Raw genomic sequence first — 24998 nt, 5'->3', positions numbered from 1 at the left:
GAGAATAAAAGCTACTTATATGTTCCGATAAATGGATTGCAGAAAGGAGCGATGAAGAGTGAAGTTTGGATTTGATATCGATGATACATTAATTGATTTAAGGCAGCATGCTTTTCATTTATATAATAAGAAATTAAACAAAAAAGTAGGATTGGATGTATTTCATTCTTTAAAAACAATTGAAATTCATGAAGCATTTGGCATGACTTCGGAGGAAGGCAGTCATATGTGGAATAGTTTGCTGGATGAGATTTATTATACTTCTTGTTCACCGTTTCCATATGCAGTAGAGACATTACAAGAATTAGAAAAACAGGGACATGAAATATACTATATAACAGCACGGCCTAAAGAACATGGAGAGCAAACAAAAAAATGGTTAATAGAAAAAGGTTTTCCGGTACATGAAGATCGCTTTTTCTATGGAATGAAGGATGAAGAAAAAATACACTTCATACAAGAAATAAAATTAAACTATTTCTTTGATGATAAGCCGGCAGTCTTAGAAACGTTAATAGGAAAACCGATAAATGTGTATGCAAAAACTACTTCTTACAATCAACATCTCAATATCCCGCGGATTACAAGTTGGACGGAGTTAGGAGATATTATAAAGAAAGAAATGTGAGGATTTAACTGGCAAATCAAATAGAGCTAAGAGTATATTGAGTGTTACAATTTTAGAGGAAAGACATAGGTGTTATGTCTTTCCTTATTTTTTAATACTATCGTTTTTATTAGTGTGATGTGCTAGGAGTACTTCTAATAGAGAGGAAATAGAAAAATGAGCAATAAGAAAAATATTTTTAAGCTAGTCTTGTATGGTAGTGTAATTTATACATCAATGATGGGTTCCCCTGGTGCCACAATATTTTTGGATATTTTGGATGAGAAGTTCAAGAATTAATAGGGTGTGTTCATAATCATGAATTTTTGGAAAACCAAAATTACAATGTTAGGTTATTTTGAATCAGTAGTGGATGATATGCAAAATTGCATATTACAAAATAAACATCGTAATTTTTGGATTCTTGGTATAAAATACATTACTTAAACTATATATTAGAATGGAGAAAGTGAATTGGAATTATTAAGAAACAGTAAGGTTGGTACAAAACTAAACATATTAATAACTATATCAAGTATTGCATGTATAGTATTATCCCTAATAGGGTTTTGGGGATTAGAAAGAGGGAAAAGTACTTCCTCTAATATGTATGAGGATAATTTACTACCAATTGAGCGGATTGGGATTGTAGAATCTAATTTTTATCATGTTAATATGAACTTTATGGAAATAATGTTATCAAAAGATGAAAAAAGAATGAATGAATTAATAAGAGAAATGGATGGAATTCGTAAGGAAAATGATCATCTTTTAAAGCTGTTTGAGGCTAAAGTTATTTCTACTAAAGAAAAAGAATTATATAACACGTTTCATGAAACATTTAATGAATTAAGGACTCAAATGAAGAAAGCGCAAGAATTAGGGAAATCTAATAATGAGGAAGCATATGCATATTACCTAAAAGAGATTGAACCTAATATGCAAAAATCAATAAAATCAATTCGTGAATTGATTTTATATAATAGTAATAATGCAGAGCTTTTACAGAAGGAAAATAATAATAGTGCTCAAAATACAATGATAATGTTTGTTAGTATTTCGATTTTAGCAATTTTAATAATTATATTAATCGGATATATTATTAAAATAACTATCCGAAAACCACTTGCGTTACTACAAAGTGATATGGAAAAAGTAGCAGCTGGAGATTTAACAACACGTACTCCTTATAAAGCAAATAATGAATTAGGGCATATTGTTCAGTCTTTTAATAGTATGTTAGATAACCTTCAACAATTAATTGCGAATGTTAAGATGACAACACAAGAGGTTATTTCTACTACGGAGGGCGTATTACAAGATACAAATCGAGCGTCTAGTATTTCAAATGAGGTTGTACAGACTGTTTTAGAAGTAAAAACAAAAATAGAAGGACAGGTAACTAGTATTCAGGAGAGCTCATCCTCAATGGAAGAAATTACAACAGGGGTGCAAACTGTAGCTGAATCTTCAGCAGTAGTCGCTGAGGTAGCAGTAACGACTACAGAACGAATAAATATCGGTAGTGAAGTGATAAATCACTCTATTCTTCAAATGAATAGTGTGCATGATGTTGTCGAGGAAACATCAAAAGTAATAAATAAACTTGTTACACGTACACAACAGATTGATACAGCTCTCGCTGCAATTACTAATATTGCCGAACAAACGAATCTTCTTGCCTTAAATGCCGCTATTGAAGCGGCACGTGCTGGAGAGAATGGGAAAGGATTTGCAGTGGTTGCCGCAGAAGTTCGAGACTTGGCTGAGCAATCTAAAGAATCTGCAAAGGAAGTGAATCATTTAATAAAATCCATTCAACAAGATACTCAAGATACAGTTAATGTCATGCGAAAAGGCCAACAGAAGGCAGTAGAAGGAAAAGAAGCTGCCCACAAAGCGAATCAAACCTTCTTGTCTATTATGAGAGATATTGATAAGATTACAAGTCAAATTCAAGAAGTATCCGCAGCGACAGAAGAGATGTCTGCTGGTACAGAAGAAGTAAATGCTTCTCTTTCGCTAGTTTCTGAAACTGCAACGGATGTGAAAAAGGAGACGCTTCAAACAGTAAATTCAATTCAATCACAGGCCGTATCAATTGAACAAATATCAATCCAATCCAACAAAATGAAAGAAAAGGTGGAAGAATTAAGGGGATTGGTTTCAAAATTTAATATTACAGAATAAGATAATTTATTCAATTATAAATGTAATAACATGTATGAAAACACATGAAGACTTAAGGGGCTTCGTGTGTTTTTTTTATTGAATAATGTATGAAATAATATTGGATCATTACAAGATATCTCGAAATTTTTCGTTAAACATTAATATATGCAAAATTACATATATTTAATGATTGATAATCATGAGCTAATGTAACTATAATAATTACACTAATAAGTAACTTACTGACGACAGTTATAAGTAAAGAAGGAGGGTTTTATTGTATTTTGTATATAAAAAATAGAAAAGGAGATATGTAAATGAAAAGGCTACTTGTTATAGGCATCATGTATACAATGTTTTTCCTCATAGGAAATATACACTTACATGCTGATGAACGAACAAATGTAAAAGAAATTACTAGTTTAGAAGAGCCTACTTGGATATTTCAGGCGGGCATAAGTAAGGGTAAATATCACGATCGACAAGATTTAGGATTTATTTTGCAGAGAAATACACCATTAAAGGTAAGACAAACGAATCCTAATTTTAAAGACAAATTAACATTACGTTTATTGTCTAATGACTCTAAAAATGAAAAATCCATACAAGTAGGAAATGAATGGATTACCATTCAAGGTGATACGCCTTTAGTTCCTTTCATAGATACTCCGTATGGTGAAGAGCACGCTGTACTTGAGTACCAAGTAGGGAATGAAAGTGCTACTAAACCTCTTCCCATTTATAAACAACAAGGAAGTGTATCTCAATTTTTTAGTACATGGGATCAATTTGATGGAGAGTATGCGTTACTTCAAGGGGAGAGTTTTCAATTATTTATACCTAAAAAAGATAAAGAAATAGTAAGGTCTTTAAAAGATTTTCAATCATTGGATGAGTTAATTGCGTATTATGAAAATATTTTTGCGATGTATGATTCAATTATTGGTTTAGATGGTTCAGCGGTTGAAAATAAAAAAAGTCAAAATCGTTATTTTTTAAAAGCAGATATATCCGGTGCTGGCGGTGCCTATTATGGTGCAAATTGGACAGCGAATAGTTCAGATAGTACAAAGATGTGGTTAGATAAACTGAGTTGGGGAACTTTACATGAAATCGCTCACGGATACCAAGCTGGTTTTGATAATCAAGGAATATTTACAGGAGAAGTTTCTAATAATCTATTCGGTGTTCAATATCAATATAGTAAATATGGAAAAAAAGCAGATCAAGTTGGTTGGTTGTTTAATTTCGGGAAAAAGGAACAAGTAGAACGGAATTTATATAATGCTTTAATGAAAGAAAATAAAAATTATGATGACTTAGATTTACGACAAAAACTTATTCTTTTAACGATGGCGAAACAAAAAGCTGGCGATGAAGCTTTTGCAAAAATGTATCAAGGTTATCGAAAACTAGCTAGTAATGCTGCTTTTAAAAAAGGTGACCATTCTTTACCAGATTTAATGAATCAGTATTATAGCGAGAATGTACAAGTTGATTTTACACCCGTTTTTGAAAGATGGGGCTTTAAGCTTAATCATAAACAAATAGAGATGAATAGGGCGAAAGGTTATCCGGCAGTTACTTCTTTAGCGTATATAGTGCCTGAATCACAATTAGCTAAGGCGAGAGCTCTAGTTGATCCTGATATTCCGATAAACTCTAACTTTGAAATAGTTACGAATCAGCAAATTGCTTCACTTGGGTTAAAAGGGAATTTGCATATCCATTTAAATACAAATGAAATAGATACATTGAAAGGAAGAAAGATTAAATTAAAAGAAGGGAATACAGTTGTTCAAGAAAAAACAATTGAAACAGCAGATATCAATTTACAAGACGTACCAAATGGGGTTTATACGGTTGAAATTTCAGGTGAGAAAATGGATAGAATGTATCATTTCCGTTCGTATTATGCCTATGTAAAGGAAAAGGATAATAGTCTAACGATTGATGTTAACGAAATGAAAGTGAGCAATTTGGTAAATGAAACGATTCAATTCCTAGGATTAGGAGATGATCAGTTTGCCGAATTAAATACAGACTTAGAGCAAAAGCGGGCTGTTTTTACGGTTACTACTAAAACGCCTCATAGCTATTATGCAGATGAAAAATACGCATCAATAGAGGTGTTTAATGAGAAAGGTGAAAAAATTTATACGAAGGAAATGGAAGGGACAAATGTAACGATTGTAAAAGATACTATTCCACTAAAAGAAGGATATAAAATTAAAATCTATCATGATGAAATAAAAAAACGATTAACTAGTAAAGCTACTATTATTAATCCTATGAATAAAACGAATGAATTTATAATGACAAAATGGGGACTGAAAAATACTTATTTAAAAAATAATCCAGAAGAAAATCTTATGAAAAGAATTGATGAAGAAATGGAAGAAATTATAAGTAATCCGGTTTTAAAAGAGATACCAATGCAAAAATTAGAAATGAAAAAGAATGTGTGGATGGCGATAAATATGTTATCAGAACCACAAAAAATAACGTATATAAATAAATATAAAGATAGCTTATATAATGAGTAATTTTTGAGGAATGAAATGAATCTAAAAGTAAAGACGCAATCTATCTATATTATGAGGAATCACAATTCATAAACAGTAGATAAACATAGATAGTTTGAAATATCTATGTTTCCAATTTTGGAAAAACATTTATTTAACTTAATAATAAGATTATAAAGGAGTAAGAATATGAATAATTTCGTAAAGGTAGGTTTAACTACAGGAGTGGTGTTATCGGCGATTATGCCCTATGGAGGAGTGCATGCGGAAACAGAAGATTTAAAAGTGGAAACAAAGGAAGATACGTTCCGAACAGGTAATTTAACAGCACCTTCTCAAAATTCGGCAGAAAATGTAGCAAAGGATGCACTAAAAGGAAAAACAGAACAAGCATTATCATCAAAGCAAGTTAATACGGAATCCAAAGTTAATTATAATGTTACGCAAAGTCGTAAATCTTATGATGGTACTACATTGGTACGTCTTCAACAAACGTATGAAGGACGTGATGTATACGGATATCAACTAACAGCACATATTAATGATGATGGTGTACTTACGAGCGTTTCAGGGGATAGTGCCCAAGATCTACAACAACAGGAAGATTTGAAACAACCTATTACTTTATCAGAAGAGGATGCAAAAAAACAGCTTTTCAACATCTATGGAAATAATCTCACATTTATTGAAGAACCAGAAATTAAACAAGTGGTATATGTAGATGAAAATACAAATAAAGCTACAAACGCATATCAAATTACTTTTAGTGCATCTACACCTGAATATGTATCTGGTACAGTATTAATTGATGCTTTTGGTGGTAATCTATTAAAAGAACTCGTTCAAAAATTGGGTATACAAGTAGATAGTAGTATTGTCCAATCTGCGACAGCAAATAAATCACAAGATTCTTCAAGATTAACAGGTACAGGAAAAGATGACTTAGGTATTAATCGTACGTTTGGAATTACGCAGCGAAGTGATGGAACGTACATGCTTGCAGATTATTCTCGTGGTAAGGGAATTGAAACATATACTGCTAATTATAAAGATTATAATAATTATAGAAGAAATGTATGGGGTTATCTCGATGATTTAGTAACAAGTAATTCTACAAATTTTACTGATCCTAAAGCAGTTAGTGCTCATTATTTAGCAACGAAAGTATATGATTTTTATCAAGAAAAATATGGCCGTAACAGCTTTGATAATAACGGACAAAAAGTAATTTCTGTCGTTCATGGTTGGAACACAAATGGTACGAATAAAGGAAATCCTAAGCAGTGGTTTAATGCATTTAGTAATGGAGCTATGCTAGTATACGGAGATCCAATTGTTAGAGCATTTGATGTGGCAGGACATGAATTTACACACGCGGTTACAAGAAATGAGTCTGGACTTGAGTATGCAGGAGAAGCTGGTGCAATTAATGAGGCTCTATCTGATATTTTAGGAGTAGCAGTTGAAAAGTATGCTAATAACGGAAAGTTCAATTGGACAATGGGAGAACAATCAGGTCGTATTTTTAGAGATATGAAAAACCCATCATCTATCTCTTCTAGATATCCGGAGGACTATAGACATTATAATAACTTACCTATTGATGCTGACCACGATCATGGTGGTGTACACACGAACTCTAGCATTATTAATAAAGTAGCTTACTTGATTGCTAGTGGTGGAAACCATAATGGAGTAAACGTACATGGCATTGGAGAAGATAAAATGTTTGATATTTTCTATTATGCAAATACGGATGAATTAAATATGACTTCTAACTTTAAAGAATTAAAAGAAGCTTGTATTCGTGTAGCAACGAACTTATATGGTAAAGACTCATTAGAAGTACAAGCTGTCCAACAAGCCTTTAAAGCAGCTTATATTTAATAATATTGCGATGAATTATAAACCCTTTTATTTTAATATAGTGATTAATTTGTGTGTATAGGCAAAAATCTTGTAGAATTTTTCTGCAAGGTTTTTTTAGAATTTTATTTTACAAATGTGTTATATGGTTTTTAGTTAATTAGGATAAAAATAATCCTATAACTGTATGTAAGAATGTGTGATTTTACAACCTTTTCTATGATAAAAAAAGATACTACTTTAGCAAATATAAAGAGTTAGAAATTATAGTTTATAGGGCACTTTTTTGTTCCTATGGAACTTTAAAGTGCGTAATTTTCTTTATCGTTAATATATATCATAATGGTATTTATTAGTTGGTTTTAGCTTTACTCTGCTGTTGATGTGATTTTTTAACATGACAATGATTAGAATCAGAATTATCGAGTAGATCTAAATGATGATAATTTCGATTTTTAATTCCGTACAGAGTCCAATAGCTACATAATTTTCGTTTATACTCTTTCGAAAAAAGGGTGGATCTGCTTATTTTCTGTTAAAGATAAGAGAAGTGAACCACAATATAAACGTAATTATTTATTCCAACGTAAGTCAATCATGTAGCACATGAATTTGGAGGAATCTATATGCATATGCAATTAAAAGGAAAAACAGCACTGGTTACTGGATCTACGGCAGGGATTGGAAAAGCAATTGCCACTTCATTAGTAGCGGAAGGAGCTACTGTACTTATTAATGGACGCCGTGAAGAAAATGTTAATCAAACGATAAACGAAATTCGAGCGCAGTATCCGGATGCTATTCTTCAACCTGTAGTAGCTGATTTAGGAACAGAACAAGGGTGCCAAAATGTGATTGAAAAGTACCCTGAAGTAGACATTCTTATTAACAACTTAGGAATTTTTGAACCTGTAGAATATTTTGATATCCCTGATGAAGATTGGTTTAAATTGTTTGAAGTCAATATTATGAGTGGTGTTCGACTTACTCGCTCGTACTTGAAAAAAATGATTGAAAGAAAAGAAGGAAGAGTCATCTTTATTGCTAGCGAAGCAGCTATTATGCCATCTCAAGAAATGGCTCACTATAGTGCGACTAAAACGATGCAACTCTCACTTTCTCGCAGTTTAGCTGAGCTGACGACAGGAACGAATGTGACTGTTAATACTATAATGCCTGGTTCGACTTTAACGGAAGGAGTGGAGACTATGTTAAATAGTCTTTATCCTAATGAACAATTGACAATAGAAGAAGCTGAGAAGCGATTTATGAAAGAGAATCGACCAACCTCTATTATTCAAAGACTTATTCGACCAGAAGAAATTGCCAATCTTGTCACGTTCTTAAGCAGCCCACTTTCTTCAGCAATTAATGGTTCCGCGTTGCGAATAGACGGGGGATTAGTACGTAGTGTGTTTTAAAAAATTAAAAACAACATAATATTCTGTTGAAGGTAAAGATGGTAAGGCAAATGAGTTGTATTTTATCTATTAATGGAAATATATAAAAAGCAAATTGCGACATGCAAACAGCCGAATTTTCTACTATAAGAAAAATTCGGCTGTTCTTTTTTTACTTGTTGTAAAGGATGGAAAGCTTTTAAGGTTGTGGCACGCCTCTTAAGACAAAGATAAGGCGAAGCAATCCCGCTGTTATTTGTATTATTTAGTGAAAGTTACCAAACGTTTTTCAATACTATTTTCCCAATTGCTTTATTTGACTCCAAATATTCATGTGCTTGTGCAACTTCATCAAACGTAAAAGTTTTAGAATCTAGCAATGGTCGAAGGTGTCCTTCTTCTACTATTTGTGTTAGCTTAGTTAAAATTTCCCCGCAAGCGTCACGTTTATCTGTATGTAATATTTTTAACGCCATAAAAGTAACGTGCAGAGAGAGTCCTTTTGCGTGTAAAGGAGAGAGGTCATGGGTTGAACGAGCTGCAATTGTTACGACAGTTCCGTTGACCGCAGCAGCTTCAAAAGAATGATCAAGATTCTTGCCGCCTACTGTATCAAATATAACTTCAAATCCGTTTCCGTTCGTATGTTTTTGTACATATTCTTGAACAGATTCTTCTTTATAATTAATAGCTATGTCGGCTCCTAGACGATGGGCGATGTCTATTTTGCTTTGCTGAGAAGCGGTTGTAAAAACTTTAGCGCCTGCCCATTTAGCTAGTTGAATGGCTACGTGTCCTACGCCACCAGTAGCTCCATGAATGAGAATATTTTGACCAGGTTTAATATTTGCACGATCAAATAAAGATTCCCAAGCTGTAATTGCAACTAATGGTAGAGCAGCTGCTGCTTCCATTGTTAAATTTTTAGGTTTGTGAGCAATTAATCGTGCATCAGCAAGCATAAATTCTGCAAGTGCACCTCCAGTTTCTTTAAAACCTCCGGCACATCCGTATACTTCATCCCCACATTTAAATTTCGAAACACCTTCTCCTACTTCAATAACAATACCAGCTACATCGCCGTGTAATATAGCTGGAAACTCAGGAGCGACTGCTGAAACGGCACCACTACGCATTTTTGTATCGATTGGATTTACACTTGTTGCTTTTACATCGATTAGAACATGACCTGGTAAAAGTTTTGGTTTTGAAACTTCTTCTAATTGAAATACAGATGAACCCCCAAAAGAATGGATAATTTGTGCTTTCATAGTTTATACCTCCTGTTTGTGGTTATAGCATAGCAAAGTACGAAAAATAAGTATAATATTTTGAATTTGGTTAGTAACAATTTTATATAAAGAAAGGGAAAGTACGTGAAATAATGAAACGTATTTGCAAAAGCAACAGTAAAGCTTTTTGAAGAAAGGGTAGATGTTATTTTTGCAGCATGATTTATTATTACTCACTTAGTATAGGTACTTTAAAGTGCCTACATCACTTTAAAGTACGTACTGTTATTCATGTTATGGCCGATTTATAATAACACTCGTAGCACAAAGAAAGTTATAACGATTACAATCGGCAACAATGTGGTGTTGCAGTGTTGCTTATAAATTTTGAGAAGAAACATGAAAAGTATAGGTTTATATGAATGAGGGAAAGTGAGTGAAACACATGGAAAAGTTTGCGAACCATTTTGGATATAATCGTATGTTTGCGAAAGATCAACTTACGTTAGGAGTTCACATTCCGATTGAAAATTATCAGTTTCATGCTCCAACGATGGAAAAACAAGTAGAGTTAGTACAAAAAGCGGAACAATACGGTTTTACAGGTGTATGGCTTCGCGATGTATTGCTGCAAGACCCTGATTTTGGTGATCCTGCAACAGGTCAAATTTACGATATGATGATTTATTTGACGTATTTAGCAAGCAAGACAGAGAAAATCGCATTTGGAACGTCGGCAACAGTGTTGTCACTTCGTCATCCATTGCGTGTAGCAAAAGAAATTGCTACATTAGATCAACTATTTCCAGAAAGAATTATGCTTGGCGTTTCATCCGGTGACAGACGTGCCGATTTCAAAGCGTTAGGTGTTAGTCATGAAACACGAGGTGAAAAGTTTAGAGAAGCATTTGCTTACTTGGAAGAAATTTTGTATAAAAACTTCCCGTCTATCCAGTCGACACTAGGAGAAGTTCATGGTGCGAATTTAGTTCCAAAACCGTCTAAACGTGTTCCAACCTTTATTACAGGTTTTAGTCAGCAAAATATGGAATGGTTTGCTGAACATGGAGATGGATGGATGTATTATCCACGTAGTCCGGTGCATCAGGCGGGAGCAATTGGACAATGGAGAGAACTAGTAGAGGATTATCATCCAGATGTATTCAAACCATTTATACAACCGATGCATTTAGATTTATCTGAAGATCCAAATGAACGTCCTACACCGATACGTTTAGGTTACCGTACAGGGCGTAAGGCACTAATTGAATTACTTGATATATATAAAAGTATTGGTGTGAATCATTTATTCCTTGCTCTATTTGATGGTCAACGTCCAGCTGACGAAGTATTGGATGAGCTAGGAGAAGAAGTGCTACCGCATTTCCCAGCCTTGTAAAGGAGTGAAAAGAATGAAAGCAATAGGACTTATGCAATATGGAGATAAAAGTGTACTACAAGAGATTGAAATGCAGACACCGCTATTGGAAGACAACGATGTACTGATTGAAGTATATGCAGCTGGTGTAAATCCTGTGGATTGGAAAATACGTGAGGGTTTACTTCAAGACGTAATTTCTTATGACTTCCCGCTCGTTTTAGGATGGGATGTTGCAGGTGTAGTTGCTGCTATAGGAAAAAACGTAACAGTATGTAAAGTGGGGGATGAAGTATATAGTCGTCCAGATATTGAACGAAATGGTACGTATGCAGAGTACGTGGCAGTAGATGAGAAGTATGTAGCGAAAAAACCGAGAAATCTATCTTTTGAGGAAGCGGCATCAATCCCTCTAGTAGGTTTGACAAGTTGGCAAAGTTTAGTGAAATTCGCTAATGTTCAAAAGGGTAATAAGGTTTTAATTCATGCTGGATCTGGCGGGATAGGTACGTTTGCTATTCAACTAGCGAAAAGTTTCGGTGCACATGTTGCAACTACGACTAGTACGAAAAACATGCAATTTGTAAAGGATCTAGGCGCTGATACTGTCGTCGATTACAAAACGGAAGACTTTTCTTTGCTTTTGCATAATTACAATATTGTATTTGATGTGTTAGGTGGGGATGTACTAAAGAATAGTTATAAAGTACTTGCACCAAATGGAAAGTTAGCGTCTATTTATGGTCCGAAAGGTATGAAAATTCCGCAAACCGAGATATCAAGAGAGAAAAATATTGAGAGTGACCATATATTTACTGAACCTAACGGATATGAACTTTCTCTTATTACAGAATTAATTGAGAGCGGGAAGATTAAACCTGTTGTCACGCATGTGTTGCCTTTACATGTAGAAGGTGTAAAAAAAGCACACCACATAAGTGAGTCAGAACGTGCTCTTGGGAAAATTGTATTGAAGAAACATTGGTAAAGTATGAGGTTTTAGAGACAGTATTGTGCTAAGTAGCGAATGAACTTATATATTCTATTCTAGCAATTGTTTTAAAAGGGAGAGAACAAATGGATTCAATGACATTTCTTTTACCCCGCATTAACAGGCAGTAAGACCCCCACCTCAAAATTCAGCGATATCATAGAAGTTAGGTGGGGGCAACTGCCTGTAAAAGCCCGATTGGTTCAACTAATAATCAGTGGGGATGAACAAAACCCCCACTGATTAAAGTTTCACTTTATTCGGAGCGACAGGGGATTTAGCGAAACGCAAAATTTATCCTGCTTTATATAAGCTATTTAGTAATCAAAATATACCACAATCTATTTCGATTATCGGTATCGGCAGAAGGGTAATGTCAGATGTGGAATTTCAAACAAAGGTAGAACAATCCCTTGCTACATTTTCTAGAAGATCTACTGATGATGAATTAGGAGTAGAAGAATTTATTAGCACATTTCGTTATTGTCAATTAAATACAGCGAATATAGAGGACTATCAAGATTTGTTGCGTCTTGTAAAGAGGCGTGAAACAGAATTAAACATTCCTGAAAACCGCATGTTTTACCTATCTGTTATACCAGAAGTATTTGATGTCATTGCTTTAAATATTAAGGAAAGTGGATTGTGGGCTACAAAAGGATTGAACCGTCTTATTATAGAGAAGCCTTTTGGTTATCATGTAACGTCTGCTCGTGAGTTTAATGGAAAAATAATTGAAGATTTTGATGAAACTGACATTTTTTATATCAATCATTATCTTTGAAAATGAATGGTAATTAGGAATACACTTAGAAAAGCATTACGAAATAAATAGTATGTAATGCAAGACATTTTTATTGACGATAATAATTTATATGGTTAATATACTAGACATAAGATTATTTAATTACTAAAAGTAATCGGATATACATTTGTTTGTTGGGTTCGATAAATAAGTAATCTGTGGTAGAAGTGCTTTGAATTGCCACTATTAATATTGGGGACAATTAGAAAGCGAAAGGTATAAAAGGAATTGGAATTTGATAACTCTTTGTTTTTTTATAAAAACAGGGGCTTCTGTACAATTCATTTTTAAAATATTGACAAGGATTATACAACAAGAGGGGGACTGAAATTGGAATCAATGACCTTTGTTTTATTTGGAGCGACAGGGGACTTAGCGAAACGCAAAATTTACCCCGCACTATATAACTTATATAGAGATCAAAAGCTTCCAAAGCAAATATCCGTTATCGGGCTTGGAAGACGTCAAGTATCTCACGAAGATTTTCAAGAAAGAATAAAAGAATCAATAGAGACGTTTTCTCGTCAGAGGGAAGAAGGTACTCCGGAACTGGAAGGTTTTTTAGATAATTTTCGCTATTGTCCATTAGATGTCAGTAAGCCGGAAGACTATGAGAGATTATTACAAGTCGTTCGTGAAAGGGAAGAAGAACTACATATAAAAGGTAATAGAATGTTCTATCTTTCAGTTGCTCCTGAATTTTTCGAGACGATTGCTTTAAATATTAAGGAAAGCGGACTTGATAAAACAGATGGATGGAAACGCCTGATGATTGAGAAACCGTTTGGGCACGACCTTGCATCTGCTCGTGAGCTGAATGATAAGCTTAGTCGCACGTTTGAAGAAGACGAGATATACCGTATTGATCATTATTTAGGTAAACCGATGATTCAAAACCTTGAAGCGCTAGAATTTGCAAATCCTGTTCTCCAGTCGATTTGGAATAAAGAACATATAGCGAATGTACAAATCACAGCTAGTGAAACAGTTGGGGTTGAAGAAAGGGCAGGATATTATGACCAGGCAGGAGCCATTCGAGATATGGTTCAAAATCATATGTTACAAATATTAATGATGACTGCTATGAATCTGCCGGAAAAGGTTAATGCATGTGAAATTCGAGAGGAAAAGCGAAAGGTAATGGAGACGCTTCGTAAAGTGAAAAAAGAAGACGTTCAAAACCATATCATTCGCGGACAATATGCTTCAGGAGAGATAAAAGGCGAGCAAGTTGTAGCATATAAAGAGGAACCAGGAGTAAATCCTTCTTCTAACATAGACACATTTGTTGCTGCTCGCTTGTGGATCGATAATCCGTTTTGGACTGGCGTTCCATTTTATATACGAACAGGAAAACGAATGAAAGAAAAGTCTACTCGTATTGTAATCGAATTTAAAAATACGTTAAAACAGCAATATCAAGATAATAATCCAAATGCAGAACCTAACTTATTAATAATTGAAATTAGCCCAGGTGAGAACGTTTCATTACAGTTAAATAGTAAAAATCCATTGAAAAATGGAGAAATTGAACCGATGCGTATTAACTTTACTTGTGAGCAAGCGGATGTGGGAGTACCTGAAGCGTATGAAAGACTCATTCATGATGCTGTGAGTGGAGACGCTACATTCTTTGCACATTGGAGAGAAGTTGAATTGTCATGGGAATGGGTACAACCAATTCTTGAAGCGTTCGAGGAAAACTTATTACCACTTCATGAATATGAGTCTGGTTCATATGGTCCAGATGCGTCGAATAAATTATTGCAAGAAAGTGGATTTAAATGGTGGTTAGATCAAGAAACGGAAAAATAAGTACTTTCTTTCATGAAAGCATGTAGGGGGACGATTACTATGACACAAAACATAAATCAATTAGCAGTGAATACAATTCGTACATTATCAATTGATGCTATTAATGCGGCAAATTCAGGTCATCCAGGTCTTCCGATGGGAGCAGCACCGATGGCTTATGCATTATGGGCGAATCATTTAAATTACAATCCTAATCACCCAGAATGGTTTAACCGTGATCGTTTCGTTTTATCGGCGGGACATGGATCTAGTCTGTTATATAGCCTGCTTCATTTAGCTGGATATGATGTTTCAATTGATGACTTGAAAAACTTCAGAAAGTTAAATAGTAAAACACCAGGACATCCTGAGTTTGGTCATACTTCTGGAGTCGAAGCGACGACAGGCCCGTTAGGACAAGGGATTGCCAATGCTGTCGGAATGGCAATGGCAGAAGCGCATTTAGCAGCGAAGTTCAATAAGGATGGTCACTCTATTATAGATCACAATACGTACGCTTTAGTCGGAGATGGTGACTTAATGGAGGGTGTCGCTTATGAAGCGATGTCAATGGCAGGACATATGAAACTTGGCAAGTTAATTGTACTGTATGATTCAAATGAAATTTCACTTGATGGTGAATTAGGCATTGCTTTCTCTGAAGATATTCAGAAAAGGGCAGAATCTGTACATTGGCAATATGTAAGAGTTGAAGATGGAAACGATGTCGATGCTATTACCAAAGCTATTCAATCAGCGAAAGAAAATACGGATCAACCTACTCTTATAGAAATTAGAACCATTATAGGTTATGGAAGTCCAAAAGTTGCTGGAACGAACAAAGCACATGGTAATCCGCTTGGAGTAGAAGAAGCGACAGCGACAAAACAAGTGTATGGTTGGCACTATGAGGAAGACTTCTTTGTGCCTGAAGAAGTAACAGCTCATTTTAATGAACTGAAACAAAAAGGTATTGAAAAAGAAAATGACTGGAATGAGCAGTTCAACTCATACAGAGAGTCGAACCCTGCACTAGCAGATGAATTAGAAAAAGCGATTACAGGTGATGTTTTAATTGAAGCGAAAGACATTCTATCTTTTGATACTGAAAAAACGATTTCCACTCGTGTTGCAAGTGGGGAAGCTATTAATCATTATGTGAAATCGATTCCTTCTATTTTCGGTGGAAGTGCGGATCTTTCTCATTCTACGATGACAGATATAAAAGGTGAAGCAGTATATGCAGTAGAATCATATGCTGGACGAAATATATACTTCGGTGTACGTGAACATGCAATGGGCGCGGCAGCGAATGGACTGGCTCTCCACGGAGGAGTAAAACCTTTCGTAAGTACATTCTTTGTATTTAATGATTACCTTCGTCCATCGATTCGACTGGCTGCACTGCAAAATTTACCTGTTACTTACGTATTTACACATGATTCGATTGCTGTAGGAGAAGATGGTCCAACGCATGAACCAATTGAACAATTGGCAGCGCTTCGAGCAATTCCTGGTTTAACAGTTATCCGTCCGTCAGATGCAAATGAAACAGCAAGTGCTTGGGCGTATGCTTTACAGCAAACGGATGGTCCAGTCGTTTTAGTACTGAGCCGTCAAAATTTACCGGTGTTTAATGAAACGAAAGCGAACATAGAGAATCTCTCTAAAGGAGCTTACGTATTAACACAAACAAATGAAAATCCGGATGTAATTTTAATTGCGACAGGTTCTGAAGTATCCTTAGCTGCTAGTGCGAAAGCAAAATTAGAAGAAGAACAAGTTTCTGTTCGCATCGTTGCAATGCCGAGCTGGGAGTTATTCGATCGCCAATCGAACGAATATAAAGAATCCGTTCTTCCGTCTTCTATAACGAAACGAGTATCTCTTGAGATGGGTGTATCTCTCGGGTGGGAACGTTATGTAGGACAAGAAGGAAAAGTACTATCAATTGAAACATTTGGAGCTTCAGGAACTGGAACTGAAGTCATGAATCTATTTGGATTTACGACAGAAAATGTTGTTCAAATTACAAAAAATGTGTTGAATTCTTAAGCTATGACTGTGAATACCTTTCTGTACATACTAACATTTCAGTGCTGAAAGGTATTCCAGATTGTAGTGATATGGATTTTTAATAAAAGATGATTTGAGGAGGAATTATATTATGCAAGTAGGATTAATTGGGTTAGGTAAAATGGGATTAAATTTAGGGAAAAATTTAATGGATCATAAACATGAAGTAGTAGCATTTGATTTAAATACGAGCGCAGTAGAAGAAATGAAAGAGTACGGGGCAACGGGTACATCTAGTTTAAGTGAACTTGTTCAGTCATTACAATCACCAAGAATTCTTTGGGTAATGGTACCACACGCTGTTGTTGATTCTGTTATTGATGAGGTTACACCACTTTTATCAAAAGGAGATATTCTAATTGAAGCTGGTAATTCACATTATAAAGAGTCTATCCGCCGATATGAGCAATTAAAGAAAGATGGCATTCACTTTATGGATGCAGGAACTTCTGGCGGAATGGAAGGCGCTCGTAACGGTGCTTGTTACATGATCGGAGGAGATCAAGAAGCTTGGGACATCGTTGAACCTATCTTCCGCGATACTGCTGTAGAAAATGGATTCTTATATGCTGGAAAAGCTGGTAGTGGTCACTTCTTAAAAATGGTTCATAACGGAATTGAATACGGTATGATGGCTGCTATTGGTGAAGGATTTGAGATTCTAGAGAAAAGTGAATTTGACTACGATTATGAAAAAGTATCAAGAGTATGGAACAACGGTTCAGTCATTCGTTCTTGGTTAATGGAATTAACAGAAAATGCATTTTCTAAAGATGCAAAACTGGATGAAATTAAGGGTGTTATGCATTCTTCTGGTGAAGGAAAATGGACAGTAGAAACAGCATTAGACCTTCAAACAGCAACTCCTGTTATCGCAATGTCTCTATTAATGCGCTACCGCTCATTAGACAATGATACATTTACAGGAAAAGTTGTAGCAGCTCTGCGTAATGAATTTGGCGGACATGCAGTAGAAAAGAAATAAAGTGAAACTTTAATAAGTAGGGGCTTTATTCCACATCAATCGGGCTTTTACGGGATAAGCATATTAAACATGTAACTCATCAACGTTTAAAAACTGGAGGGAATTGATCATGAAATTTTTTATTGATACTGCAAATCTTGAGGACATAAAAAAAGCATATAAACTTGGAGTTTTAGCTGGTGTTACAACGAATCCTTCTTTAGTAGCAAAAGAGGGCGTTAAGTTTGAAGACCGTATCGCAGAAATTTGTCAGGCAGTACCTAAAGTTGAGTCTGTTTCGGCAGAAGTAACGCCAGATGCTGTTACAGCTGAAGAAATGATTGCTCAAGCAGAAGAATTAATTAAAATTAACGGTGGCGATAAAAACGTCACGATAAAACTTCCAATGACGCTAGCAGGATTAGAAGCTTGTCGCTATCTTACTGAAAAAGGTGTGAAAACGAACGTTACACTTATTTTCACTGTGAACCAAGCACTTTTAGCTGCTCGAGCAGGTGCAACGTACGTTTCTCCATTTTTAGGACGTTTAGATGATATTTCTGAAGATGGTGTACTATTAGTTGCTAAAATTGCTGAATTATTCGATGTTCATCAATTAGATACACAAATTATTGCGGCTTCTGTCAGACATCCAGATCATGTAACTCGTGTAGCGATGGCAGGTGCTCACATTGCAACAATCCCTTATAAAGTAATCGAGCAACTTGCTATGCACCCATTAACAGACCAAGGTATTGAGAAATTTGCTGCGGATTGGGCGAAAGCTCCTAAATTATAATGCATGAAAGTGAAGGTGCTTTCCGAAAATTGCTTTTCATGAGAGGACAAATCCTAAGTAACTTCATCGTTTAAACTGGATCCTGATTTTGTAGTCTTACTACGTGAAAAAAGCAGAGATGAAAGTTTCATTCACTTTTAAAAAAGGAAAAATTGATCGCGCGAAGCGTTTATCACAATAACATTATAATTATGAAAGAGAAATCCCCTTATTAGAGAGATGAGTTATAGTGTATCTCTAATAAGGGAGATTCTTTTTATATAAATCATTATGATGTGAAGATGCTTTTAAACGTATAGCAATATGTAAAGGTATCTTTTACTCAAGTAAGAACTATATAGGTTCTTTTAATTATATAGTAATTATGAAAGGGTTTACATAAAGGGGGATTGAGTATGAATATGTACCTTTTAATTATTACATTATTATCAATTGTAATTGTTATTTTAGGGGTATCGTGGTGGAGATGGCATGCGTTTATTAGTTTAACGGTTGCAAGTTTGTTTTTAGCAATTATGTCTGGAATGCCAATGGATAAAATAGTGAGTGCTTATGAAACGGGAGTTGGAAGTGTTCTCGGGCATTTAGTAGGTATTTTAGTATTAGGTACAATTTTAGGGAAAATGATGGCAGAGTCAGGTGCTGGAATGCAGGTGGCAGAGTTCTTTATAAAATCCTTTGGGATAAAAAACTTACCATGGGCTATGTTAATTGCAGGTTTTATTATTGGAATCCCGGTGTTTTTTGAAGTAGGTATTTTAATATTACTACCGTTAGTAATTTCAATTCATAAAACAACGAAACAAAATATTTTATTGATAGCATTACCAGCAATTGCTGGGCTATCTGTCGTACACGGCCTTGTTCCTCCGCATCCAGGGGCAATTGTAGCAATTGGTATTTATAAAGCGAATCTTGGGAAGGTACTAATGTATTCACTCATTATTACATTTTTTGCAGCGATTATTGCAGGTCCTATATTTGCGAAATGGATTCACAAACGTGTAATTCCTGAAAATGAGCCAGAATTGATTCGTGTAAATACAAAATCAACGAAATTACCAGGAATAGGAGTTTCATTTTTAGTTATTTTGTTACCTGTTATGTTAATGGTTTTAGCTGCAGCAGCTCCTTATGTGCCTCTTTCTAATACTTTGATGAAGATTGTCACATTAATCGGTAGTCCTATCATTGCACTATTGATTGCATGTTTTGCGGCGTTCTATTTTCTTGGATTTCGTCAAGGTATCGATAAAAAAGCTATTAAGAAGATAACAGAAGATAGCTTATTACCAATCGGTTCAATTGTTGCGATTATTGGTGCCGGCGGGGGATTTAAGCAAATTCTTATCGATAGTGGTGTAGGCAATGCTATTGCTCAAATGTCTGAGCATTTAGCTCTATCCCCAATTGTATTAGCATTTATAGTAGCAGGATTAATTCGAATTGCGACAGGGTCAGCGACAGTCGCTTTAACAACAGCAGCGGGTATCGTTTCGCCAATCGTTGAAAATACAACAGGTGTGAACTTAGAGTTACTCGTTATTGCAACAGGTGCAGGAGCATTAATGTTTTCACACGTAAACGATGCTGGTTTTTGGATGGTAAAAGAATACCTAGGTTTAACAGTGAAAGAAACATTTAAAACATGGACAGTATTAGAAACGTTACTTTCATTTATCGCTTTTGGAGGAGTTTTACTACTCGATATGTTTGTTTAAAATAAGGATATTTTTATATGGATTGAGAGAGACAACTTTAGCACATAACGTTATGAACAGATAAAATAAATATATTTTTATGGTTCTTATATGATTAGGATACTGTAGGGATTTTTGTTAGGAGGAAGAAATGGTGAGCTCAAAATATATGGTTGGTGTAGACATTGGGACAACTAGTACAAAATCAGTTCTATTTTCTACTGATGGATCTGTTATTGCTAGTCATGGAATTGAATATCCTTTATATTCTCCTACGCCTGAAACAGCGGAACAAGACCCAGAAGAAATTTTTCGTGCAGTAATACATACGATTAAAGAAACTGTACGATCAAGTAGTGTACAGCCAAGTGATATTCTTTGTGTCTCTTTTAGTTCGGCAATGCATAGTATCATTGCCGTAGATGAAAAGGGAGAGCCGTTAACGAGATGTATCACTTGGGCAGATAATAGAAGTGCAAGCTGGGCGGAGAAAATAAAGAATGATATGAATGGTCATGAAATTTACCTTCGTACTGGGACACCAATTCATCCGATGTCACCACTTTCGAAATTAGTTTGGCTACAGAATGAGCAGGCAGAGTTATTCGCAAAAAGTTATAAATTCATTTCTATTAAAGAATATGTTTTTTACAAGTTATATAAAGAGTATGTAATTGATTATTCTATAGCGTCAGCAACAGGGATGTTTAATTTGAAATCTTTAAAATGGGATGAAGAGGCTTTACATGTTGCGGGAATTACAGATGAAAAGCTTTCTAAACTTGTTCCAACAACGCACAGTTTAACAGGATTAGATGAAGAGCTTGCCAAAGAGATGAATGTACTTGTTTCTACGCCTTTTGTAGTAGGAGCGAGTGATGGAGTACTATCTAATTTAGGTGTAAATGCAATAGATCCTGGCGTTGTGGCTGTTACAATTGGTACAAGCGGTGCGATACGTGCTGTAACAAATCGTCCTGTAACAGATCCAAAAGGTAGAATTTTTTGTTATGCGTTAACTGAAGACCATTGGGTAATCGGTGGACCAGTTAATAATGGCGGTATGATTTTCAGATGGGCTCGTGACCAATTGGGTACTTCAGAGATTGAGCTTGCAAAGCGTTTAGGGAAAGATCCATATGAAGTACTTACTGAAATAGCAGCAAAAGTGAATCCTGGATCTGACGGTTTATTGTTTCACCCGTATTTAGCAGGGGAAAGAGCTCCTTTATGGAATGCAAATGCACGAGGATCTTTCTTTGGACTCGGATTGCATCATAAGAAAGAACATCTTATCCGTGCTGTTTTAGAAGGAGTAATTTATAATTTATATACGGTTCTTCTCGCTTTAAAAGAGTTAATTGGCGAACCGAAAAAAATTCAAGCGACAGGCGGCTTTGCAAGGTCGGAACTTTGGAGACAGATGATGGCGGACATCTTCCATCAAGACGTATATGTTCCGGAAAGTTTCGAAAGCTCTTGCTTAGGAGCTGCAATCCTCGGTTTATATAGTTTAGGTGAAGTAGATACGTTGCATGTAGTTTCTGAAATGGTAGGTGCAGATTTCCATCATGAGCCAAACATGGAAAGTGTGGAAAAATATAAAGATTTAACGCCAATCTATATCCGTCTGTCCCGTCAATTGGAAGAAGAATATGAAAGTATAGCAGCGTATCAAAAAAAGTGGGTTTAAAAGCTATTTACCAAGAAAATATGGTAACGTATAAAGAGGTACTCCGATTTTTTAGGATACTCTTTCAACATAAAATATTTTAAGAAGCATGATGAACGAAAAATATAGGGAGAGAGGGTTATGAAAATGAAGGATAACAAAGAGTTTATTGGATATGTTGGAACTTACACGAAAGAAAATAGCGAAGGAATATATAAATTTACGCTAGATGTAGAAGCAAAAAAAATTAGTAATGTAACACTTGCCGCTAAGCTGGATAACCCTACATATGTAACGATTAACCGAAATAATGAATATCTCTATTCCGTTGTTAAGGAAGGCGAATCTGGCGGTGTAGCTGCGTATTCCATTGATAGTCATACTGGAGAACTAAAAGCGAAAAATAGACAAGTAGTAGAAGGTGCTTCTCCTTGTCATATTAGTGTTGATAGTGGAAATCATACAGTAGTTACAGCGAATTACCATAAAGGAACGATTGAGTCTTTTGAAATAAATGAAGAAAATGGAACTGTAAATCCTGCTTCATCTATTATGGCACATGAAGGTTCAGGTCCGAATAAAGAAAGACAAGAAAAACCACATGCACATTACGCGGGGTACACTCCTGATGAAAAATATGTAGTGGGCGTTGATTTAGGGATAGATAAAATAATTACGTATGAAGTAAAAGATAGTACATTAACAGAAGTGAATCGTTTATCTGTAAATCCAGGAAGTGGTCCAAGACATATTACTTTTCATCCGAATGGAAAGTATGCATATGTGATGACGGAGCTTAGTTCAGAGGTTATTGTGTTAACCTATAATCCTGCAGAAGGATCCTTTACAGAATTACAGTATATTTCTACTGTTCCAGAAGAGTTTGATGAAAATAATCAAGGAAGTGCGATTCATATTTCTTCTGACGGCCGTTTTGTATATGCAGGTAATCGTGGTCATAATAGTATCGCTGTTTATAGCGTAGATCAAAGTTCAGGTCAGCTTACATTTGTTGAACACACATCTACAGAAGGAAATTGGCCAAGAGACTTTGTATTAGATCCTACTGAAAAGTTCCTTGTTGCTACAAATGAAAAGTCACATAATCTTGTGTTATTTTCAAGAGATGAATCTACAGGTAAGTTAACACTTTTACAATCTGATGTTGCTGTGCCAGAGCCTGTTTGTGTGAAGTTTTTAAATATATAATTTCAGATGCCTAAACAAAAGCAAAGCGATATCGCTTTGCTTTTTATTGTTTCTTTTTTGGCCTACGTACTAATTCGCCGCCGCAGTTTGGACAAACGTTATGTCTTTCTTCTGTACATGGTGCGCAAAATGTACATTCATATACACAAATGTATGCTTCAGAATTTTGTTCGAGCGATTGATCGCAAATTTGACAGTTTGTTTTCATTTCTAGTGCCATAATAAGTCTCCTTTTTAGTTAGAAAATTTATAATTTAATTATAATTCATTAAATAGAAATAGTCCTTTTCAATTGAAAGGAAATCGAATGATAAAGTTATGAATTGAAACGAAAGATGCTGGTTTATTTTAAAATTGATTATTTATTACAGTTGGAATATTATGAAATAGTCAAAAGACAACAGGGGGTATAGATTTTGACTAATCATAACGATCATTTAAAAGCAAACTGCGAAAAATGCTTCGGTCTATGTTGCGTTGCATTACCGTTTGCAGCATCGGTAGATTTTGCAGTGAATAAAGATGGTGGTAAACCATGTTCCAACTTACAATCAGATTTTAAATGTAGTATACATAAAAATCTTAGAGGAAAAGGTTATAAAGGTTGTACAGTATTTGAATGTTTCGGTGCTGGGCAGAAGATTTCTCAGGGTACGTTTAAAGGGATTGATTGGAGGGAAGATGCAAAGCATGCAAGAAAAATGTACGATGCTTTTCCGGTTATGCATCAACTTCATGAAATGCTTTGGTATTTGAATGAAGCGATTCTTTTAAAGGCAACACAGCCAATTCATAAAGAGCTGGAGACCGCAATTGAGGAGACAGAGCGACTTTCGAATTTAAATCCAGATGAGTTAATGAAAATAAATGTTCCAATGCATAGGGCAGAGGTGAACATTCTTCTTTTAGAAACGAGCGAATTAGTATGGAAGGAAATGAATACTGCGCGTAAGAAACGAATCATTCACCGCGGAGCAGACCTTATGGGAGCGAATCTGAAAAAGAAAAATTTACAAGGTGCAAATTTAAGAGGAGCTTACTTAATTGCGGCTAACTTAAATGGTGCAGATTTAAGAGGAGCAGATCTCATCGGAGCAGATTTGCGAGATGCAGATATTCGCGGGGCTGATTTTACTAATAGTATTTTTCTGACGCAAGTTCAAGTTAATGCTGCTAGAGGGGACAAACATACGAAATTACCGAAATTATTGTCTCGTCCATCGCATTGGAGTGCGTAAAGAGTGAGGAGTATTTAGTGTGGATATATTTCAGTATTTAGAAGAGATGCAAGAGGATGTCTTTTCGTTAGCAGTAGAGCAAATAGAAGCGAAGTATTATGATATTTGTTGCATGTTGGCGTCTACAGAATATGTAGAACGAATTAAAGTAATTGATGTAGAGTCATATAAGGTAAGTATTCGAGTAGGTTTGGATGCAGCTGTAGAAATGGCTACTAATGAAGAAGCAAAAGCGATTTATTTTGAGTATGACCTTGATAACGAGTGGACTAGTCAGTTTTATATTTGTGAGGAGTATGCTCCACTTGAAGAAGAGGATGATGATTGGGCTTCTGAATGGACATATGATGTTGAGGGACCGGAGTCTGTAGAATTAGCGGATATGTATAATGAAAATGGCTTTGACACAAGTGAAAAAGCAATCGGTATCACTTTATATTTAATTGCTAAAACGCTGTGTAGTTTTATAAGTGTACGTAGTGAAGTGCAAAATAATATACCGATTTGTATTGGTTTTCACGACCAAGATCCAATAATGCGAACAGGCAGAGACTAAGAATCTCTGCCTGC

The 24998-nt window shown here is 35.3% G+C and carries 18 protein-coding genes and 1 pseudogene; 17 read left to right on the top strand and 2 right to left on the bottom strand.

The features are described from left to right. The first annotated feature begins 58 nt into the window (after window positions 1-58). The 5 genes from MR107_RS16955 to MR107_RS16935 all read left to right on the top strand — a co-directional run bounded on the left by MR107_RS16955 (window position 59) and on the right by MR107_RS16935 (window position 8591). Window positions 59-628: a 5' nucleotidase, NT5C type gene (locus MR107_RS16955; RefSeq protein ID WP_000668224.1), complete on the top strand. Its 570-nt coding sequence runs from the start codon at window positions 59-61 to the stop codon at window positions 626-628. A gap of 453 nt (window positions 629-1081) precedes the next feature. Beyond that, window positions 1082-2797, top strand: coding sequence for a methyl-accepting chemotaxis protein (locus MR107_RS16950; RefSeq protein WP_086404023.1), 1716 nt, complete (start codon window positions 1082-1084; stop codon window positions 2795-2797). A gap of 299 nt (window positions 2798-3096) precedes the next feature. Further along, entirely contained in the window at window positions 3097-5325 is a 2229-nt protein-coding gene (locus tag MR107_RS16945; RefSeq protein ID WP_071741111.1) for a putative mucin/carbohydrate-binding domain-containing protein, read from the top strand. Window positions 5326-5493: 168 nt separating this feature from the next. Next, entirely contained in the window at window positions 5494-7191 is a 1698-nt protein-coding gene (locus MR107_RS16940) for a M4 family metallopeptidase (RefSeq protein WP_001058949.1), read from the top strand. 605 nt (window positions 7192-7796) lie between these two features. Beyond that, window positions 7797-8591: an SDR family NAD(P)-dependent oxidoreductase gene (locus MR107_RS16935; protein ID WP_000551092.1), complete on the top strand. Its 795-nt coding sequence runs from the start codon at window positions 7797-7799 to the stop codon at window positions 8589-8591. A 254-nt stretch (window positions 8592-8845) separates the two neighbouring features. On the opposite strand, the gene MR107_RS16930 is transcribed toward MR107_RS16935, so the two are convergent. After that, the gene (locus MR107_RS16930; protein ID WP_000647270.1) at window positions 8846-9841 is read right to left on the bottom strand and encodes a zinc-dependent alcohol dehydrogenase family protein; all 996 of its coding nucleotides are present in this window, start codon (window positions 9839-9841) and stop codon (window positions 8846-8848) included. A 406-nt stretch (window positions 9842-10247) separates the two neighbouring features. Between MR107_RS16930 and MR107_RS16925 the strand changes: the two genes are divergently transcribed. From MR107_RS16925 to MR107_RS16880, 10 genes and pseudogenes are all read left to right on the top strand, one after another. Next, entirely contained in the window at window positions 10248-11201 is a 954-nt protein-coding gene (locus MR107_RS16925; RefSeq protein ID WP_002195683.1) for an LLM class oxidoreductase, read from the top strand. A 13-nt stretch (window positions 11202-11214) separates the two neighbouring features. Then, on the top strand, window positions 11215-12168 hold the full coding sequence (locus tag MR107_RS16920; protein WP_000643793.1) for an NADP-dependent oxidoreductase: 954 nt from the start codon (window positions 11215-11217) through the stop codon (window positions 12166-12168). Between the two features lie 250 nt (window positions 12169-12418). Further along, window positions 12419-12955 (top strand): annotated as a pseudogene (locus tag MR107_RS16915) (glucose-6-phosphate dehydrogenase); the annotation flags it as partial. A 351-nt stretch (window positions 12956-13306) separates the two neighbouring features. Then, window positions 13307-14791 (top strand): glucose-6-phosphate dehydrogenase, encoded by a 1485-nt coding sequence (zwf, locus tag MR107_RS16910; protein ID WP_242292558.1) that lies wholly within the window; start codon window positions 13307-13309, stop codon window positions 14789-14791. A gap of 39 nt (window positions 14792-14830) precedes the next feature. Then, window positions 14831-16825 carry a transketolase gene (gene tkt, locus MR107_RS16905; RefSeq protein ID WP_017657585.1) on the top strand — a complete coding sequence of 665 codons (1995 nt, stop codon included), beginning with the start codon at window positions 14831-14833 and terminating at the stop codon, window positions 16823-16825. Between the two features lie 112 nt (window positions 16826-16937). Beyond that, window positions 16938-17831: a phosphogluconate dehydrogenase (NAD(+)-dependent, decarboxylating) gene (gnd, locus tag MR107_RS16900; RefSeq protein ID WP_001195925.1), complete on the top strand. Its 894-nt coding sequence runs from the start codon at window positions 16938-16940 to the stop codon at window positions 17829-17831. Window positions 17832-17940: 109 nt separating this feature from the next. Continuing rightward, a complete protein-coding gene (gene fsa, locus MR107_RS16895) occupies window positions 17941-18609 on the top strand; it encodes a fructose-6-phosphate aldolase (RefSeq protein WP_000667692.1) in 669 nt (222 codons plus the stop codon). Window positions 18610-19004: 395 nt separating this feature from the next. After that, window positions 19005-20330, top strand: coding sequence for a gluconate permease GntP (gene gntP / locus MR107_RS16890; RefSeq protein ID WP_017657583.1), 1326 nt, complete (start codon window positions 19005-19007; stop codon window positions 20328-20330). A gap of 130 nt (window positions 20331-20460) precedes the next feature. After that, window positions 20461-22002 carry a gluconokinase gene (gene gntK, locus MR107_RS16885; RefSeq protein ID WP_048538065.1) on the top strand — a complete coding sequence of 514 codons (1542 nt, stop codon included), beginning with the start codon at window positions 20461-20463 and terminating at the stop codon, window positions 22000-22002. A gap of 120 nt (window positions 22003-22122) precedes the next feature. Beyond that, window positions 22123-23190 carry a lactonase family protein gene (locus tag MR107_RS16880; RefSeq protein WP_074047500.1) on the top strand — a complete coding sequence of 356 codons (1068 nt, stop codon included), beginning with the start codon at window positions 22123-22125 and terminating at the stop codon, window positions 23188-23190. Between the two features lie 43 nt (window positions 23191-23233). Here MR107_RS16880 and MR107_RS16875 read toward each other — a convergent pair whose 3' ends face one another. Further along, window positions 23234-23410 carry a DUF1272 domain-containing protein gene (locus tag MR107_RS16875; RefSeq protein WP_001162793.1) on the bottom strand — a complete coding sequence of 59 codons (177 nt, stop codon included), beginning with the start codon at window positions 23408-23410 and terminating at the stop codon, window positions 23234-23236. A gap of 196 nt (window positions 23411-23606) precedes the next feature. Between MR107_RS16875 and MR107_RS16870 the strand changes: the two genes are divergently transcribed. Next, entirely contained in the window at window positions 23607-24428 is an 822-nt protein-coding gene (locus MR107_RS16870) for a pentapeptide repeat-containing protein (RefSeq protein WP_000181423.1), read from the top strand. Window positions 24429-24447: 19 nt separating this feature from the next. After that, window positions 24448-24984 carry a hypothetical protein gene (locus tag MR107_RS16865; RefSeq protein ID WP_242292557.1) on the top strand — a complete coding sequence of 179 codons (537 nt, stop codon included), beginning with the start codon at window positions 24448-24450 and terminating at the stop codon, window positions 24982-24984. Window positions 24985-24998: the final 14 nt, after the last annotated feature.

Source organism: Bacillus cereus group sp. BfR-BA-01441 (assembly GCF_022663075.1).
GTDB classification, from domain to species: Bacteria; Bacillota; Bacilli; order Bacillales; family Bacillaceae_G; genus Bacillus_A; species Bacillus_A cereus.
Note: the sequence above shows the minus strand (reverse complement) of the source record. Positions and strands in the feature narration are given on the sequence as shown.

Coding starts and splice junctions, on each gene's coding strand:
- tkt (WP_017657585.1), top strand. CDS start 14,831: ATGACACAAAACATAAATCAATTAGCAGTGAATACAATTCGTACATTA.
- MR107_RS16935 (WP_000551092.1), top strand. CDS start 7,797: ATGCATATGCAATTAAAAGGAAAAACAGCACTGGTTACTGGATCTACG.
- gnd (WP_001195925.1), top strand. CDS start 16,938: ATGCAAGTAGGATTAATTGGGTTAGGTAAAATGGGATTAAATTTAGGG.
- gntK (WP_048538065.1), top strand. CDS start 20,461: ATGGTGAGCTCAAAATATATGGTTGGTGTAGACATTGGGACAACTAGT.
- MR107_RS16925 (WP_002195683.1), top strand. CDS start 10,248: ATGGAAAAGTTTGCGAACCATTTTGGATATAATCGTATGTTTGCGAAA.
- MR107_RS16940 (WP_001058949.1), top strand. CDS start 5,494: ATGAATAATTTCGTAAAGGTAGGTTTAACTACAGGAGTGGTGTTATCG.
- MR107_RS16875 (WP_001162793.1), bottom strand. CDS start 23,410: ATGGCACTAGAAATGAAAACAAACTGTCAAATTTGCGATCAATCGCTC.
- gntP (WP_017657583.1), top strand. CDS start 19,005: ATGAATATGTACCTTTTAATTATTACATTATTATCAATTGTAATTGTT.
- MR107_RS16945 (WP_071741111.1), top strand. CDS start 3,097: ATGAAAAGGCTACTTGTTATAGGCATCATGTATACAATGTTTTTCCTC.
- MR107_RS16930 (WP_000647270.1), bottom strand. CDS start 9,841: ATGAAAGCACAAATTATCCATTCTTTTGGGGGTTCATCTGTATTTCAA.
- MR107_RS16920 (WP_000643793.1), top strand. CDS start 11,215: ATGAAAGCAATAGGACTTATGCAATATGGAGATAAAAGTGTACTACAA.
- fsa (WP_000667692.1), top strand. CDS start 17,941: ATGAAATTTTTTATTGATACTGCAAATCTTGAGGACATAAAAAAAGCA.
- MR107_RS16880 (WP_074047500.1), top strand. CDS start 22,123: ATGAAAATGAAGGATAACAAAGAGTTTATTGGATATGTTGGAACTTAC.